The following is a 16,610-nucleotide window of genomic DNA, read 5'->3' on the forward strand; positions in this document are numbered from 1 at the left end:
CCAATTGGCCTATGCGTCAGGCATTTGGCCGGTCGTCGTACAGGTGTGCCGAGTCGGAGGCTCGGGCACGGCCGAACGGTGTACCGATCGCGATCGAACGGTCACCGGTCGGGTTCGGGATCCTTCAGCCAACTGACCAGTTCAGTGGAGAAAGCGACCGGATCCTCCTCGTGCGGGAAGTGCCCGAGTCCGTCGAACAGCCTCCAGCGGTACGGCGCTTCGACGTACTCGCCGGAACCGGCCGCACTGCGGGTGCGCATCACCGGATCGAGGGAGCCGTGCAGATGCAGCGTGGGCACCCGCACCGGCCGCTTCATACGCCGGTAGAACTGGACGCCGTCCGGACGCCCCAGCGAACGCACCAGCCACCGGTACGGCTCGACGGAGCAGTGCGCGGTGGACGGGATGCACATCGCGCGCCGGTACGTCTCCACCGCGTCGTCCTCCGGCAGCCGCGGCCCGGACCAGTCCCGCATCAGCCGGCCCACCAGCTCGCCGTCGTCCGCGGTGAGCTGCCGCTCCGGGATCCACGGCCGCTGGAACCCCCAGATGTGGGAACTCGCGGCGGTCTGCCGGACGTCGGCGAGCATCGCCGAGCGCCAGCGCCGGGGATGCGGCATCGAGGAGACCACCAGCCGCCGCACGAGTTTGGGACGCATCACGGCCGCCGTCCACGCCAGGTAGCCGCCGAGGTCGTGCCCGACCAGCGCGGCGTCCGGCTCGCCCAGGGAACGGATCACGCCGGTGATGTCGAGGGCGAGGTTGGCCGGGTCGTAACCGCGGGGCGTGCGGTCGCTGCCGCCCACGCCCCGCAGATCCATCGCCACGGCCCGGAAGCCGGCGCCGGCCAGCGCGACCAGCTGGTGCCGCCACGTCCACCAGAACTGCGGGAAGCCGTGGACGAGCATGACGAGCGGACCGTCGCCCGCCTCCGCGATGTGGAACCGCGCGCCGTTCGCGGCGACCTCGCGGTGGGTGACCGGCATGCCGAGGACCGCGTCCGGCCGTACGAGCGAGGCGGGCGGGGGCGAGGGAAACTCGGGGTCCGTCATGACGACGAGCGTGCCACAGCCTCGAGGGCCTCCGGCGCCCGCTCGTGAGGCAGCTCGGGCCGCGGGTGCGGCTTGGCGTTCTGCAGGACGCCCGCCGTCTCCTTCATGGACGCGGCCACCTTCTGCGGGCCCTTGCCCTTCTGCGCCTTCTTCGCGAAGACCACGCCGATCAGCACCAGGACGACCGCCACCAGCACGTTCGCCGCGAAGGACAGCAGGAAGCAGACCGCGAGGTTCCAGTCGCTCCAGGTCCGGATGCCGTACGCCAGGGCGAAGTTCAGCATCGGCAGGGAGAACACCAGGACCGCGCCGGCCACCGAGAACGCCCCGCCGCTCACTGCGCCGCGCTTGACGTCCTGCTTCAACTGCGCCTTCGCCAGCGCGATCTCGTCGTGCACCAGCGCCGACAATTCGGTCGTCGCCGAGGCGAACAGCTGGCCGATGCTGCGTTCGGCGCCGACCGGGCTGCCGTCGGGTGCGCTCATCGCGTTCTCCCTCTCCTGCTGCTGCTCTGTGTTTCCGGGTTCCGGGTTTCCGGGCACCGGGTTTCCGGGTTTCGATGGCCGGGGCGTCCGATGTGTTTTCGGCATCGCTTCCGGCTTCGTTTCCGGTTTGGTTCCCAGGTTCTTTTGTACCGTCCCGTCAGATCATGCCGGACGGTCGCCGTCCTCGCCTGCCCCGCCCGGCACTTCGGCAAGCCCGTGGCGCGCGGCGGCGTCCTCCCGGGCGATCCGCCGGCTGATCTCCTCGGCCGTCCGGCGGTGTTCGGCGGCCTTGCGGTCGTGGATCTCCGCCATCCGCAGGTGGTACGCCGGATCGTCCTGTTCGTAGACGTCGGGGATGCCGTCGAGGTCGTCGTCGCGCTCCTCCGTCTCGCACATCCGGCGGTACCGGGCGTTGCGCAGCTTCAGCAGCAGCGTCGACAGGGCCGCCGCGATCAGCGAGCCCATCAGGACCGCGGCCTTCGCCTCGTCGGTCAGGGCCGCGTCGCCCTCGAAGGCCAGCTCCCCGATCAGCAGCGAGACGGTGAAACCGATGCCGGCGAGGGACGCGACGGCGAAGACGTCCGCCCAGGCCAGGTCCTCGCTGAGCGAAGCCCCGGTGAAGCGGACGGTCAGCCAGGTCCCGCCGAAGATGCCCAGCGTCTTGCCGACTACGAGGCCGAGTACGACGCCCAGCGTCTCCGGCCGGCCGAACACGTTCGCGAGGGCGCCGCCCGAGAGGGTCACCCCGGCGCTGAACAGGGCGAACAGCGGGACCGCGACCCCGGCGGAGAAAGGCCGCACAAGGTGCTCGATCCGCTCGCCGGGGGAGTGCTCCTCGCCGTCGCGCGTCGTGCAGCGCAGCATCAGCCCCATGGCGACGCCGGCGATCGTGGCATGGACGCCGCTGTTGTACATCAGCCCCCACACGATCAGCGCGAGCGGCAGATACACGTACCAGCCGCGTACGCCCCAGCGCAGCAGCAGCCAGAAGACGACGAGCCCCGCGATCGCGCCGCCCAGCGCGGCGAAGTCGATGGTGCTCGTGAAGAAGACCGCGATGATCAGGATCGCGAACAGGTCGTCGACGACGGCGAGGGTGAGCAGGAAGGCGCGCAGCGCGCTCGGCAGCGAGGTGCCGATGACGGCGAGCACGGCGAGCGCGAACGCGATGTCGGTGGCCGTGGGCACGGCCCAGCCGCTCAGGTCGCCGCCGCCCGTGAGGTTCGTGAGCGTGTAGACGAGCGCCGGCACGACCATGCCGCTCAGGGCCGCCGCGACCGGGAGCGCGGCGGCTCTCGGGTCCTTGAGGTCACCGGCGACGAGTTCTCGTTTGAGTTCGATGCCGGCGACGAAGAAGAAGACGGCGAGGAGGCCGTCGGCCGCCCAGTGCTCCAGGGAGAGGTGGAGTCCGAGGGCCTCGGGACCCAGGTGGAAGTGGCTCACACTCTCGTAGGCGTCGTGCAGGCCGGGTGCGTTCGCCCAGATCAGCGCGGTCACGGCGGCCACGAGCAGAAGGACCCCGCCGACGGTCTCCGTGCGCAGGGCCTCCGCGACGAAGTTCCGCTCGGGCAGCGAGAGCCGTCCGAAGGACTTGCGGGGGCCGGGGGCCGGGGAGAGGGGCGCGTTCACTGGGAGACCTCCGGTCGGTGGGCAGGGGTGACGACATGCCGACCAGACTTCCCGGCGCACCTGAGGTTCACGTTCCTTCCTGAGCCTACCCACGGCGCTGCGAGACGCATCAGGAGCAGAGCGGCATGCGGCTCCCTGCGGCTGCCCGGGTTCCCCGAGCCTGCGGGCCACCCGGGCGGGAGAGCACGAGGGCAAGGGGGCGCGCGAAGGGCCGTCCGGCGCGGCGTGCGCCGGACGGCCCGGTGGAGAGCGGGTCCGCGGGGGCCTCGGAGCAAGGCCCTCGGGGGCTCAGTCCTCGCTGGGTGCGGCGGGGAGCTTGGCCTGGATGAGGTCCATGACCGTGGAGTCGGTCAGCGTGGTGACGTCACCCAGCTGCCGGTTCTCCGCGACGTCCCGCAGCAGCCGGCGCATGATCTTGCCGGAGCGGGTCTTCGGCAGCTCCGCGACCGGCAGGACGCGCTTCGGCTTGGCGATCGGGCCGAGCGTGGCGCCCACGTGGTTGCGCAGGTCGGCGACGAGATGCTCGTCCTCCGCGTTCGCCGTGCCGCGCAGGATGACGAAGGCGACGATGGCCTGCCCGGTCGTCTCGTCCGCGGCGCCCACGACCGCTGCCTCGGCGACGGACGGGTGGGACACCAGCGCGGACTCCACCTCGGTGGTGGAGATGTTGTGACCCGACACCAGCATCACGTCGTCGACGCGCCCGAGGAGCCAGACGTCCCCGTCGTCGTCCTTCTTCGCTCCGTCGCCCGCGAAGTACCTGCCCTCGAAGCGGGACCAGTACGTGTCGAGGAATCGCTGGTCGTCGCCCCAGATGGTGCGCAGCATCGACGGCCACGGCTCGGTCAGGACCAGATAACCGCCGCCGCCGTTCGGCACCTCGTTGGCCTCGTCGTCGACGACGGTCGCGGAGATGCCCGGCAGCGGCGTCTGCGCCGACCCCGGCTTCGTCGCCGTCACACCCGGCAGCGGCGAGATCATCATCGCGCCGGTCTCGGTCTGCCACCAGGTGTCCACGACGGGCGTGCGGTCGCCCCCGATGTGCTTGCGGTACCAGATCCACGCCTCGGGGTTGATTGGCTCCCCGACCGAGCCCAGCACGCGCAGGCTGCCCAGGTCGAACTTCGCGGGGATGTCGTCGCCCCACTTCATGAACGTGCGGATGGCGGTCGGCGCCGTGTACAGGATGGTGACCCCGTACTTCTGCACGATCTCCCAGAAGCGGCCCTGGTGCGGGGTGTCGGGCGTGCCCTCGTACATGACCTGCGTCGCGCCGTTGGCCAGCGGCCCGTACACGATGTACGAGTGGCCGGTCACCCAGCCGACGTCGGCGGTGCACCAGTACACGTCGGTCTCGGGCTTGAGGTCGAAGACCGCGTGGTGGGTGTACGCGGTCTGCGTGAGGTAGCCGCCGGAGGTGTGCAGGATGCCCTTCGGCTTACCCGTGGTGCCGGAGGTGTAGAGGATGAAGAGCGGGTGCTCGGCCTCGAACGCCTCGGGCGTGTGCTCGGCCGGCTGGCGGTCGACGACCTCGTGCCACCACACGTCCCGGCCCTCGGTCCAGGCCACGTCCTGGCCGGTGCGCCGCACCACGAGGACGTGCTCGACGCTGTCCACGCGCGCGACGGCGTCGTCGACGGCCGGCTTCAGCGCGGACGGCTTGCCGCGCCGGTAGCCCCCGTCGGACGTGATGACGACCTTGGCGTCCGCGTCCTGGATGCGGGTGGCCAGCGCGTCCGCCGAGAAGCCGCCGAAGACGACGGAGTGCGCTGCGCCGATCCGGGCGCAGGCGAGCATCGCGATCGCCGTCTCGGGGATCATCGGCATGTACACCGCGACCCGGTCGCCCTTGCGAACTCCCAGCTCCAGCAGGGCGTTGGCGGCCTTGGACACCTCGTCCTTGAGCTCGGCGTAGGTGAGTGCGCGGCTGTCGCCCGGCTCCCCCTCGAAGTGGATGGCGACCCGGTCCCCGTTGCTGGCCTCCACGTGCCGGTCGACGCAGTTGTAGGCGACGTTGAGTTCGCCGTCCTTGAACCACTTGGCGAACGGCGGGTTCGACCAGTCCAGCGTCTCGGTCGGCTCCTTGGCCCAGGTGAGCCGACGGGCCTGCTCGGCCCAGAAGCCGAGCCTGTCAGCCTTGGCCTGCTCGTACGCCTCCGCCGTGACGTTGGCGTGGGCCGCCAGCTCCGCGGGCGGCGTGAACCTGCGCTCTTCCTTGAGCAGGTTGGAAAGTGAAGGAGACTCGGTCATACGCCACTCTCCTTCCCCAGCAGGTTGGCCAGGCTTTCGTTGTTCACGACATCTCCCTCTCGAAGGGTGTCCGTGTCCGTTGTGTCCCAGGCCACAGCTCATCAGACCCGAGGGGCCGGTGACAAGGGCCGACATGTAATTGGTTTAGACCTGTCCCGGTGAGTGGAGCATCCCGGGTGCGGGCGGGACGGGGGTCGGTGTCGAGGGCAGGCCGGGGTGACGCGAGGTACTCGCCCCGCCGCACCGGGTCAGGGGTCATCCGTACTCACGGACACGGAACGGATGGAGTTCAGCAGGTGTAACGCCTCTCACACCAGCCGCCCCTTCTCCACCGCGACCGTCGCCCTCTCGTCCGAGTCCCGGGAGGGCAGCGGTGCGCGGTGCGTTGACAGACGCGCGGTCGAGTCCTGCGCCTGTCGAGGCCTGCGCGTCGGGACTCAGGCGGACACGTCCGCCACCCCTACGTGGTCGAAGACCTCGCCTCCGCCCTGCCCGGCCTCGGTGAGCAGATACGTCTGGGCCTCGCCGACATGGAAGTAGAGACCGTGCACTTCCAGCGCCCCGGCCTGCAGCGCCCGCGTCACGGACGGGTGTGTCCGCAGGTGCTCCAACTGCTGGACGACATTGGTCAGGCACAGCTGCTCGACCGTGTCCGCCGCCGCCCGTCCGGCCAGCCGGGCAACCGGCCTGCTGTCGTCGGACATCCGCTCCAGGCTCGGCAGACCGTGCCGCAGCCACCGTCTCAGCGGCGTGCGCGCCGCGCCGGGCTCGCAGGTGAGCAGCGCCTGCATGGCCCCGCACCCCGAGTGCCCGCACACCGTGATGGACCGCACCTTCAGCACGTCCACCGCGTACTCGATCGCGGCAGCCACCGAGTCGTCCCCGCTCTCCTCGCCGGAGGGTGGCACCAGGTTGCCCACGTTGCGCACCACGAACAGGTCGCCGGGACCACTGGAGGTGATCATCGACGTGACCAGCCGCGAGTCGGCGCAGGCGAGGAACAGCTGGGACGGCTGCTGACCCTCCCGCGCCAGTCGAGCCAGCTCGCCCCGTACCAGCGGCGCGGTGTTGCGCTGGAACGCGCTGATGCCACGGAACAGCCGCCGTGCGCTCGGCTCGGACGTCCTCGGCTCGGTCCCGCTCCCGAACCGCGCGCTTTCGCCTCCGCCTTCGCGCCCGGGTCCGCCGGCGCCGACGGACCCGGGCCGATGGGCCCCGGCGACGACCTCGTGGCCGTCGGCGCTCTTCCCGGTACGGGCGCAGGCACCGCCGCCGGGCATACGGCCCACCTCGGGAGCCCCGCCGGCATCGGAGGGCCCATCGACCCCGAACCGGGCCCCGTCGGACCCGGCTTCGGCCACCGAGCCCTCTGTTCCGGCGAAGCACGCGGAGCCGTGCGCCGGTCTGCCGTGCACCGATTCGCCGTGCACCGGCACCTCGTGCCCGGGTTCGTCCTGCGCCGGTTCTCCGCGCCACCCGACGGGCCCGCCGGCCGACCGTGTCGACTTCGAGGTGCCGGGCTCGGCGCTCGATCCGCCGCCCGTGCCGCCGTCGCCGCCGTCCTCCGAGGACACGCGAGCGGACATCGGCTGCTCGCACTGGTGGTTGCGCCATGGCGTCCAGGGCCGGCAGCGGCAGTCGGCGAGGGCAGCGCCCACTTCCTGCTCTTCAGTGTCTTCGGCGGCGGCGGGCTCGAGGATTCTGCCCCCGAAGGCGGAGCGCCGGCCGGTCAGATGGACGGAGCCACCGTGGGCGGTGTGCGTCTTCTGCCAGTGCTGCAGTGACTCGTACGCGGCGTGATCCATGAAGGACCCGTCCAACTCGACCACGACATGGGTGCCTTGGGGGACGAGGTGCAGCATGCGGCTCAGTCGCGGCACGGCGAGAAACGTCAACTGGCCTCTGACCTGTACGTGATGGACTCCTTCCTTCTCGTGGTGCGTGATGCGGGTGCGGGCCAGGCGGTGCAGGGCCACCGCGACGGCCACGGCGATGCCGAGGGCCACGCCTTCGAGGACCCCGAGGACGACCACTGCGAGGGTGGTGACGGCGTACACCAGCACCTCTCGGTGGCGCGTCACCGTGCGAATGTGGTGCAGGGACACCATCTGGATGCCGACGGCCATCACCAGGGCGGCGAGTGAGGCGAGCGGGATGAGATCCAGGATCGGGACCATCAGCAGCGCGGCGACTACTACGAGAACGCCGTGCAGCATCGTGGAGTTCCGGCTCACGGCGCCGGCTCGGACGTTCGCCGAACTGCGCACGGCCACGCCCGCGACCGGGAGTCCGCCGAGCGCGCCGGAGACGATGTTGGCCGCGCCCTGGCCGAGCAGCTCGCGGTCCAGATCGGAGCGGCCGACGCGGGCGGAGCGGGAGCCGAGCAGACCGGGACGGGTGGCGATCATCTTGTCCACGGCCACCGCGCCGAGCAGCGACTGGACGCTGCAGACGAGTGTGGTGGTGAGCACGGCGGCCACCAGCCCGAGCACCGGCCCCTCGGGAAGCCCGGCCAGGGCGTGACTGCTCCAGGACGGCAGGTCGACCTTCGGCAGGGTGAGGCCGGCGAGCGCGGCCATGGTGGTGGAGCCGGTGACCGCGACCAGTGCGGCGGGCACCTTGTTCAGCAGGCGGCCCGGTCGGCCGGGGATACGCGGCCAGAGCAGCAGCAGTGCCAGCGTCAGCGCGCTCACGACGACGGCCGCGGGGTGCAGGTGGGCCAACTGACGCGGCAAGCTGCGAAGGTTGTCGAGGACGGAGCTCTGCGGGTTGCCGCCGAGGACGACGTGGAGTTGGGCGACGGCGATGGTGACGCCGATGCCGGCGAGCATGCCGTGCACGATGGCGGGGCTGACGGCGAGGGCCGTGAGCGCCACGCGCAGACAGCCGAGGCCCAGCTGGGCGAGTCCGGCGAGGACGGTGATGGCGCAGGTCGTGCGCCATCCGTAGCGTTGGATGAGATCGGCGGTGACGACGGTCAGGCCTGCCGCGGGGCCGCTGACCTGGAGCGGCGACCCGCCGATCCAGCCGGCGACGATCCCGCCCACGGCGGCGGCCACGAGGCCGGCCTGCAGGGGCGCGCCGGTGGCGAGGGCGATGCCCAGGGACAGCGGGAGGGCGATCAGGAACACCGCGATCGAGGCGGACACGTCGGCGCCCGCGACGCGGAAGCGGCGACGAGGGGGCGGTGGCGGACTGTGGGGCTGTCGGACGTGCTCGGTGCGCGTCGAGTGGGCGGTGGTGCGGGTGGGGACGCAGGCGGACATGGTTCCCGTCTCCTCCGGGGCAGCGCGGTCGCGGAACTGGTGGTCCCCCGGCTGTGGCGGGGGTGGTCGCGGCCGTGGGTCACGGCGTGCAGCGGCGGGATGAATCTCAACGCTCGGTAAACGAATCGTAATGCAGAGTAAAGGTCAAGCATGGATTTTTGTGGCAAATAGGGCAAGAGATCGCCCGAAAGGGTGAAGTGGTCTTTTTTTCGGCTTGTCGTATTAATTCCTTCTCGGGCTCATGCGATCTTGACGGCGCCGTCGGCTCGTTCCGGCGCGTCGTCAGAGAACGCCGTCGTCGGCGTTGGCCGAGAGAAGGAAGAAGGTGGGCGGAACATGGCCGCCACCCAGAGGATCGCCGCAGGCGCAGTGGTCGCCGCGGCCGTAGCCGCATCGCTCGCCGGTTGCACCGCGGGAACCGGTGGTTCCCACGGCTCGGAGGAAGGTGTTTCGGGGGCTGAGAAGGCGAAGCCGGCCCCGGCGCCCAAGAGCCTGGTCAGACTGATCGGCGACGGTTCCACCGCGTACACCGGAGCGCAGCCCCATCTGCCCAGGGCCGAACGCCTGAAGCCGGGCGAGAAGCCGCCGCAGTTCGTGGTCTTCTCCTGGGACGGCGCCGGCGAGGACAGCCAGAAGTTGTTCTCCCACTTCCGCAAGGTCGCCAGGGACAACCACGCGACCATGACCTACTTCCTCAGCGGCGTGTACATGCTGCCGGAGGAGAAGGCCGACCTGTACAAGCCGCCGCAGCATTCGCCCGGCCGCTCGGACATCGGGTTCAACGACGAACAGGGCATCGCCGCCACCGTGAAGCAGCTGCGCCTGGCGTGGCTGGAGGGCAACGAGATCGGAACCCACTTCAACGGTCACTTCTGCGGCAGGAACGGCGGCGTCGGCGAGTGGTCCGTCGACGAGTGGAAGGACGAGATCGGCCAGGCCAAACAGTTCGTCAAGACCTGGAAGAGCAACACCGGCATGAAGAAGGCGGCCCCGCTGCCCTTCGACTACGACAAAGAGCTCGTCGGCGCGCGCACGCCCTGCCTCGAAGGCCAGAAGAACTTCATGACGGCCGCGCGCCAGCTCGGCTTCCGCTACGACACCAGCGGCGTCAACAACCAGGTCTGGCCCGGCAAGAAGCAGGGCCTGTGGGACCTGTCCATGCAGCTCGTGCCCTTCCCCGGTCACCGCTACGAGCAGCTCACCATGGACTACAACTACATGGTCAACCAGTCCGGCACCGCCACCCAGGGCGACCGGGCCAAGTTCGCCTACTGGGGCGACCAGATGCGCGAGAGCCTGCTCAAGGGCTTCGACCGGGCCTATGACGGCAACCGCGCGCCGCTGATCATCGGCAACCACTTCGAGTCCTGGAACGGCGGAACGTACATGCGCGCCGTCGAGCAGGTCGTCGAGCACGTCTGCAACAAACCCGACGTGCGCTGCGTGTCCTTCCGGCAGCTCGCCGACTGGCTGGACGCCCAGGACCCGGCGGCCCTCGCCGCGATGCGCACCCTGGACGTGGGCGAGGCCCCCAAGCAGGGCTGGGCGTCCTTCCTCTCCGGCCGCCCGGCTCCGGCCCCCAAGGGCGTGCCCGGGGCGCCGGCGGTGAGGCGGTAGCCGACGAGGATCACCGCCGCCGACCTGCCCCGGCCCTGGCGCCCGCGCGCCGACGCCGGCCCCGGTGCCGGGGCCCGGCGGTCACGGCAGGCGCCGCCGACGAGGCGCCCGCCGGAGGGCCACCGCGGGATCCGTCACACGGAGGCGGTGGCGGAGACGTCTTCTCCCAGGACGAAGCCGGGGTCGACCTGTGCTGCCAGGTCGGCCCCGGTGCGTTCGTTGCCCCAGGACTCGGCGTTCTTGAGGTGGAAGTGCACCATCTGGCGGGTGTAGCGCTCCCAGTCCCGGCTGTCGTACGCCGCGTCGGCTGTCGTCCGCAGAAGGTCCAGGGCGCGACGGTTGGCGTCCTCAAGGAGCGCGAACCGGGGCGGTCGGCCCTTCTCCATCGCACGTACCCAGTCCGAGTGCGCGACCGTCACGAGCAGGTCGTCGCCGACTTCGGCGCGGAGGAAGTCGACGTCGTCCTGGCCCTGCACCTTGTTGCCGACGACCTTCAGCTCGACGCCGAAGTCGCGGGCGTACTCCCTGTACTGGCGATAGACGGAGACCCCCTTGCGGGTCGGTTCGGCGACGAGGAACGTGACGTCGAAGCGGGTGAACATGCCGGAGGCGAAGGAGTCCGAGCCGGCGGTCATGTCCACCACGACGTACTCGTCACGACCATCCACCAGGTGGTTCAGGCACAGCTCCACCGCTCCCGTCTTGGAGTGGTAGCACGAGACCCCCAGGTCGGCTTCCGTGAAAGGCCCCGTGACCATCAAACGGACGGCGCCGCCGTCGAGTTCCACCGGCCGGGCGCACGCGTCGTACACCGGGTTGTCCTCGCGCACCCGCAGCAGGCGTGAGCCCTCGCCGGGCGGTGTCGTCTTGATCATCGTCTCGGCGGAGGCGAGGCGGGGGTTGGAACCGCGCAGATAGTCCTTGATCAACGGCAGTCGGTCGCCCATCGCGGGCAGTTCGGCGGCCTCCGACTCGTCGAGGCCGAGCGCAGGCCCGAGGTGCTGGTTGATGTCGGCGTCGACCGCGATGACGGGTGCGCCGGCGGCGGCGAGGTGACGGATGAACAGGGAGGACAGCGTCGTCTTGCCGCTGCCTCCCTTCCCGACGAAAGCAATTTTCATGTTCACCAAGCGTAGTGAACAAGTAGCTGTATGTGACAGGAGTGCGTGAAGAAGACCACTCCTTCGTGGGGTGCGGGCGCAGGTTGCGTAGTGTCGTACTCATGAGTACGACAGGCGCGTCCGCCGATCCGCTCGCGGCCCTGGGCTCGTTGCCCGGCGTGGCCGAGTCCGTGGAGTCCGTCCGCAAGGCCGTGGACCGGGTCTACGGGCACCGTGTCATGCGCCGGCGCAGCGACGCGGTCACCTCCGAAGCCGCCCTGCGCGGAGCTCGCGGTTCGGCGGCGCTGTCCGGTGCGGACTGGGCCCTGGAGGAGGTGCGCCGACGCAGCGACTTCGGCGTGGAGGGCGACGCGCGCGTCATGGGCGCCGCGCTGCGGCTCACCGCGGAGGCGGGCCAGTTGCTGTCCATCTGGCGGCAGTCGCCCCTGCGGGTGCTGGCGCGTCTGCACCTCGTCGCCGCGGCGAGCGACGGTGACGAGGTCGGGCGTCCGCGCCACGCCGGGGAGGCGGTCGACGAACCGCTGATCGAGCTGCCTCTACCGGGCGCGGACGAGCTGGCCGGTCGCCTGGAGGGGCTGTCCGGACTGATCATCGCGGGAGGGTCCGCGCCCGCCCTGGTGACGGCCGCGGTCGTGCACGGGGAACTTCTGGCGCTCCGCCCCTTCACCTCCTGCAACGGTCTGGTGGCGCGGGCCGCCGAGCGCATCGTCCTGATCGGCAGCGGCCTCGACCCCAAGTCCGTCTGTCCCGCCGAGACGGGTCACGCCGAACTCGGCCGTGCCGCCTATCTCGCGGCCCTGGACGGTTACGTGTCCGGCACCCCCGACGGCATGGCGGCGTGGATCGCCCACTGCGGCAGGGCCGTGGAGCTGGGAGCCCGCGAGTCGACGGCGGTGTGCGAGGCGCTGCAGCGGGGAGCGGCATGACGGGGCCCCACACGCGCGGAGCGGTGTGACGGGGTTCCACGCGCGCGTGGAGCGGCACGTGAAAAAGGCCCCCGTACGGGGGCCTGGCAAAGGGTTGCGGCGGTACGAGTCCTCGTACCGCCGCTGGCATGATCACCTGGTTACCAAGCGTCCTCGATATATGCCCATCAGGTCGGGACTTTGCCCGTGACCTGGTGCGGCTGGCCCGTAATCGACGGGTCGACGTCGCGTGGGTGCCTGATTCTCATGCGCGGTCCGTGGGGCCAAATGCGTTATTAAGGTGATCCTCTCGGATGTCCTTGGTCTCGCGGGCCGTTGAGTCCTTTGTACTCCAGGACCCGGACAAGCGGAAGCCCTGGCACCAGTTCTTTACTTTTACTCTCAAATAACGGCGAATTGGAAGTAAACGGTCATTGCGGCGCGATTCCGGGTAGGGGGCGCCGCGGACGCGCGCAGGGCGGACGGGCTGAGGGGTGTGCGGCGGGACGGTTTTGCGGGCGGGCGGGTGTGCGGCGCCCGCCTCAGGCGGTCGCCGCCCGGCGTCTGCTGGCGTACCACACCAAGCCCGCAGTGGCCGCCGCCGCTCCGACGGCCGCCATGGCGACGAGCGTCGGGCGCGGCGGCACGGAGAATGCGGGAATCCGCTGCTTGAGGCGCACCGGCCGGTGGAAGTCGAGAATCGGCCATCCTCGCGCCACGGCCTCGCGCCGCAACGCCCGGTCCGGGTTCACCGCGTGCGGGTGCCCGACCGACTGCAGCATCGGAAGGTCGGTCGCCGAGTCGCTGTAGGCATAGCAGCGGGAGAGGTCGTAGCCCTCGGACGCGGCCAACTCCTTGATCGCCTCCGCCTTCGTCGGACCGTACGCGTAGTACTCCACCTCACCGGTGAAGCAGCCGTCCTCGCCCACGACCATGCGGGTGGCCACCACACGGTCCGCCCCGAGCAGCTCGCCGATCGGTTCGACCACCTCCGCGCCCGAGGTGGAGACGATGACCACGTCGCGGCCGGCGACGTGGTGCTCCTCGATCAGTGAGGCCGCCTCGTCGTAGATCAGCGGATCGATCAGGTCGTGAAGGGTCTCGGCCACGATCTCCTTCACCTGCTGGACGTTCCAGCCGCGCACGAGGGCGGACAGGTACTCGCGGGTCCGTTCCATCTGGTCGTGGTCCATACCGCCGACGAGGAAGACGAACTGGGCGTACGCGGTGCGCAAGGCCGCCCGGCGGTTGATCAGCCCGCCTTGGTAGAAGGACTTGCTGAAGGTGAGCGTGCTCGACTTCGCAATGACCGTCTTGTCCAGGTCAAAGAAGGCCGCTGTGCGGGGCAAGGAGTGGTTTTCCACAACCAAGAGCATAGGGGCAGCCCATTCGGCGTAAGGTGGGCGCGTGGGTTTGCCTGAGAGGGCTCTCGGGTACACCATGGAAGTCACGGATCGTTCGCGACCGTGCTAACCCGGTCCGGCTCCTCCCCCCCCGAGTCGGCCGTGGAGACGACCCCCGCTCTCCCCCCCGGCGGGGGTCGTCGCATGTCCGGGTGGGTTTTCTCCTTCTGAACGCGGCGAGTGCGCCGCTCCGAGGCGGCCGCGGCCGCCTCCTCCGCATGCCTTCGAACCGTCACGATGTGTAGTCGTCGGACTGCTCTGCGGGAGTCGCACAGGAGATGGCGCCGTGCTCACCGGTTCGGGTGATGGCGATATTCACAACTGTCCACTCGTCCACAGTTTTCCACCAAGATCCACACGATTTCCGGGTTCGTCGCACCGTGATTCCCACGCATCCGCTCGGACCGACTTCGCATGGTCGGTTCCGTTTCCCGGATGCCCGCCGCCGGTTTCCGGTGGCCGCTCATACGGAGACCGCACACCGGTTCTCCGCGCATTGGTGAATCACGGGGCCGCGGACACCGCTCGGCTCCGCAGTGAAGGGGATGGAAATCATGACCGGAGCCGTCACACACGAGCCGCCGCACACCGCCGGAGGGCGGCCGGGCAAGCCCCTCATCGTCACGGAGGACCCGGACCTCCTCGACGATCTACTGCGCCTGTGCGCCGCGGCCGGCGCGACACCGGAGGTGCACCACTCGGCGCCGGAGCGCCGGGGCAGCTGGGAGTCCGCGCCGCTCGTCCTGGTCGGCGACGACGCGGCACGCCGCGTGCGCGGGGCCGTCCGCCGGCGTGGGGTGGTCCTCGTAGGCCGCGACCAGGACGACTCGGGCGTGTGGCAGCGCGCCGTGGAGATCGGCGCCGACCACGTGCTGATGCTTCCCGACGGCGAGCAGTGGCTGGTCGACCGCATCGCCGACGTCGCCGAAGGCATCGGCCGGCCGGCCCTCACCGTCGGCGTGATCGGCGGCCGCGGCGGCGCCGGGGCGTCCACACTCGCCTGCGCCCTCGCCGTCACCTCGGCACGCGAAGGGCTGCGCACGCTGCTGGTGGACGCCGACCCGCTGGGCGGTGGACTCGACGTGCTCCTCGGCGGCGAGAGCGCCGAAGGCCTGCGCTGGCCCGCCTTCGCCGCCTCCCGGGGGCGAGTCGGCGGCGGCGCACTGGAGGAGTCGCTGCCCCGGCTGCACGCGCTGCGCGTCCTGAGCTGGGACCGGGGCGACTGCGTGGCCGTCGCGCCCCAGGCCGTACGCGCCGTGCTCGCCGCAGCGCGACGCAGGGGCGGCACGGTCGTCGTCGACCTGCCACGCCGTATCGACGACTCGGGCGCCGAGGTGCTGGCCCAACTCGACCTGGGCCTCCTCGTGGTCCCCGCCGAACTGCGCGCGGTCGCGGCGGCCGGTCGCGTGGCCTCCGCCGTCGGCATGGTGCTGCGCGACCTGCGGGTGGCGGTGCGCGGCCCCTACGGACCCGGGCTCGACGACGCCGAGGTGTCCCGCCTGCTCGGGCTGCCGCTGGCAGGCGAGGTGCCCGTCGAGGCGGGCCTGCTGCGCCCGGACGGCGGGAAGGCGCCGCCGGGGGCGACCGCGAGCGGGCCCCTCGCCCGGTTCTGCAAGGAGTTCTGGGAGCGGGCACTGACCGAGACGGGCAGGTCGTGAACGCGCCGCTCGGCCTCGGGCAGACGAGAGAGGCCAGGGCGCTTCTGGACGGCGTACGCCAGTGGCTCGCCGAGAGCGGGGCCGATCCCACTCCCGCGCGTGTGGCGCAGGCCCTTCGCGAACAGGGCCGGGTCCTCGGGGACGCGGAGGTCCTCGGGGCGGCCGAGCATCTGCGCTCCGAACTGATCGGCAGTGGCCCTCTGGAGCCGCTGCTGGCCGATCCCCTGGTGACGGACGTGCTGGTCTCCGCCCCGGACCTGGTGTGGGTCGACCGCGGCGGCGGCCTCGAGCCGACCGATGTCTCCTTCCCGGACGCGGCGGCCGTGCGACGCCTGGCCCAGCGACTGGCGGCGGTGGCCGGACGGCGGCTGGACGACGCCCGCCCGTGGGTCGACGCCCGGCTGCCGGACGGGACGCGACTGCACGCGGTACTGCCCCCGGTGGCCGTCGGCTGCACCTGCCTGTCGCTGCGCGTCGCGCGGCCTCGCGCCTTCACGCTCGAGGAGCTGGTGGCGGCAGGCACGGTCCCGCCGGGCGGCGATCGGGTGCTGCGGGCCCTGCTGCGAGCACGGTTGTCCTTCCTGGTCAGCGGTGGGACCGGGAGCGGCAAGACGACCTTGCTGAGTGCGCTGCTCGGCCTGGTGGGGCCGGGGGAGCGGATCGTCCTGGCGGAGGACTCGGCGGAGCTGCGACCGGACCATCCGCACGTGGTCCGCATGGAGAGCAGACCCGCCAACCAGGAGGGCGCGGGGCTCGTCACGCTCGAGGACCTGGTGCGCCAGGCCCTGCGGATGCGGCCGGACCGGCTCGTCGTGGGCGAGGTGCGCGGGCGGGAGGTCGTCGATCTCCTGGCGGCGCTCAACACGGGCCACCAGGGCGGCTGCGGCACGGTCCACGCCAACGCCGCCGGTGATGTCCCTGCCCGGCTGGAGGCGCTCGGCACGGCGGCCGGGCTCGACCGGGTCGCCCTGCACAGCCAGTTGGCGGCAGCGCTGTCGGTGGTCCTGCACCTGGCACGCGACCCGGCCGGCCGACGGCGGATCGCGGAGGTGCACGTGCTGGAACGGGACCCCTCCGGATTGGTGCGGACCGTGCCGGCACTGCGCTGGACGCCCGACGCCTTCGCCCGCGAGCGGGGATGGGAGCAGCTGCGCGAGCTGCTGCGGAGCGAGGAGGCCGACGCGTGGGCGCGATGAGAGGTGAGGGAGAGCAGAGGGCTCTGAC

At 71.1% G+C, this 16,610-nt stretch carries 11 protein-coding genes; 4 read left to right on the plus strand and 7 right to left on the minus strand.

Annotation, left to right across the window (positions count from 1 at the left end; translation table 11 throughout):
- Window positions 1-101: 101 nt before the first annotated feature.
- The 5 genes from ACH4ZA_RS35155 to ACH4ZA_RS35175 all read right to left on the minus strand — a co-directional run bounded on the left by ACH4ZA_RS35155 (window position 102) and on the right by ACH4ZA_RS35175 (window position 8,682).
- The gene (locus ACH4ZA_RS35155) at window positions 102-1,052 is read right to left on the minus strand and encodes an alpha/beta fold hydrolase (RefSeq protein ID WP_398433239.1); all 951 of its coding nucleotides are present in this window, start codon (window positions 1,050-1,052) and stop codon (window positions 102-104) included.
- Complete coding sequence (locus tag ACH4ZA_RS35160) at window positions 1,049-1,537, minus strand: phage holin family protein (RefSeq protein WP_319275647.1); 489 nt, start codon at window positions 1,535-1,537, stop codon at window positions 1,049-1,051. The genes ACH4ZA_RS35155 and ACH4ZA_RS35160 overlap by 4 nt, the downstream gene beginning before the upstream one ends.
- Window positions 1,538-1,699: 162 nt before the next feature.
- Window positions 1,700-3,166 carry a Na+/H+ antiporter NhaA gene (nhaA, locus tag ACH4ZA_RS35165; protein WP_398433240.1) on the minus strand — a complete coding sequence of 489 codons (1,467 nt, stop codon included), beginning with the start codon at window positions 3,164-3,166 and terminating at the stop codon, window positions 1,700-1,702.
- Window positions 3,167-3,454: 288 nt separating this feature from the next.
- Window positions 3,455-5,416, minus strand: coding sequence for an acetate--CoA ligase (acs, locus tag ACH4ZA_RS35170; RefSeq protein WP_398433241.1), 1,962 nt, complete (start codon window positions 5,414-5,416; stop codon window positions 3,455-3,457).
- A gap of 437 nt (window positions 5,417-5,853) precedes the next feature.
- Window positions 5,854-8,682, minus strand: coding sequence for a SulP family inorganic anion transporter (locus ACH4ZA_RS35175; protein WP_398433242.1), 2,829 nt, complete (start codon window positions 8,680-8,682; stop codon window positions 5,854-5,856).
- Between the two features lie 336 nt (window positions 8,683-9,018).
- Here ACH4ZA_RS35175 and ACH4ZA_RS35180 point away from each other — a divergent pair, with 336 nt between their 5' ends.
- The gene (locus tag ACH4ZA_RS35180) at window positions 9,019-10,299 is read left to right on the plus strand and encodes a hypothetical protein (RefSeq protein WP_398433243.1); all 1,281 of its coding nucleotides are present in this window, start codon (window positions 9,019-9,021) and stop codon (window positions 10,297-10,299) included.
- A gap of 134 nt (window positions 10,300-10,433) precedes the next feature.
- Here the strand turns inward: ACH4ZA_RS35180 and ACH4ZA_RS35185 are convergent, their stop codons facing one another.
- Complete coding sequence (locus tag ACH4ZA_RS35185; protein ID WP_398433244.1) at window positions 10,434-11,420, minus strand: ATP-binding protein; 987 nt, start codon at window positions 11,418-11,420, stop codon at window positions 10,434-10,436.
- Between the two features lie 101 nt (window positions 11,421-11,521).
- On the opposite strand from ACH4ZA_RS35185, the gene ACH4ZA_RS35190 reads away from it, so the two are divergent.
- Window positions 11,522-12,346, plus strand: a complete 825-nt coding sequence (locus ACH4ZA_RS35190) for an oxidoreductase (protein ID WP_319275636.1) — start codon at window positions 11,522-11,524, stop codon at window positions 12,344-12,346.
- Between the two features lie 521 nt (window positions 12,347-12,867).
- Here ACH4ZA_RS35190 and ACH4ZA_RS35195 read toward each other — a convergent pair.
- On the minus strand, window positions 12,868-13,701 hold the full coding sequence (locus ACH4ZA_RS35195; protein WP_319275634.1) for an HAD family hydrolase: 834 nt from the start codon (window positions 13,699-13,701) through the stop codon (window positions 12,868-12,870).
- A gap of 581 nt (window positions 13,702-14,282) precedes the next feature.
- Here ACH4ZA_RS35195 and ssd point away from each other — a divergent pair.
- The gene (ssd, locus tag ACH4ZA_RS35200) at window positions 14,283-15,386 is read left to right on the plus strand and encodes a septum site-determining protein Ssd (protein WP_398433246.1); all 1,104 of its coding nucleotides are present in this window, start codon (window positions 14,283-14,285) and stop codon (window positions 15,384-15,386) included.
- The gene (locus ACH4ZA_RS35205) at window positions 15,383-16,582 is read left to right on the plus strand and encodes a TadA family conjugal transfer-associated ATPase (RefSeq protein WP_319275632.1); all 1,200 of its coding nucleotides are present in this window, start codon (window positions 15,383-15,385) and stop codon (window positions 16,580-16,582) included. Before ssd ends, ACH4ZA_RS35205 begins: the two co-directional genes overlap by 4 nt.
- Window positions 16,583-16,610: the final 28 nt, after the last annotated feature.

It is taken from the genome of Streptomyces sp. NPDC020597 (assembly GCF_044335095.1).
Lineage (GTDB): Bacteria > Actinomycetota > Actinomycetes > Streptomycetales > Streptomycetaceae > Streptomyces.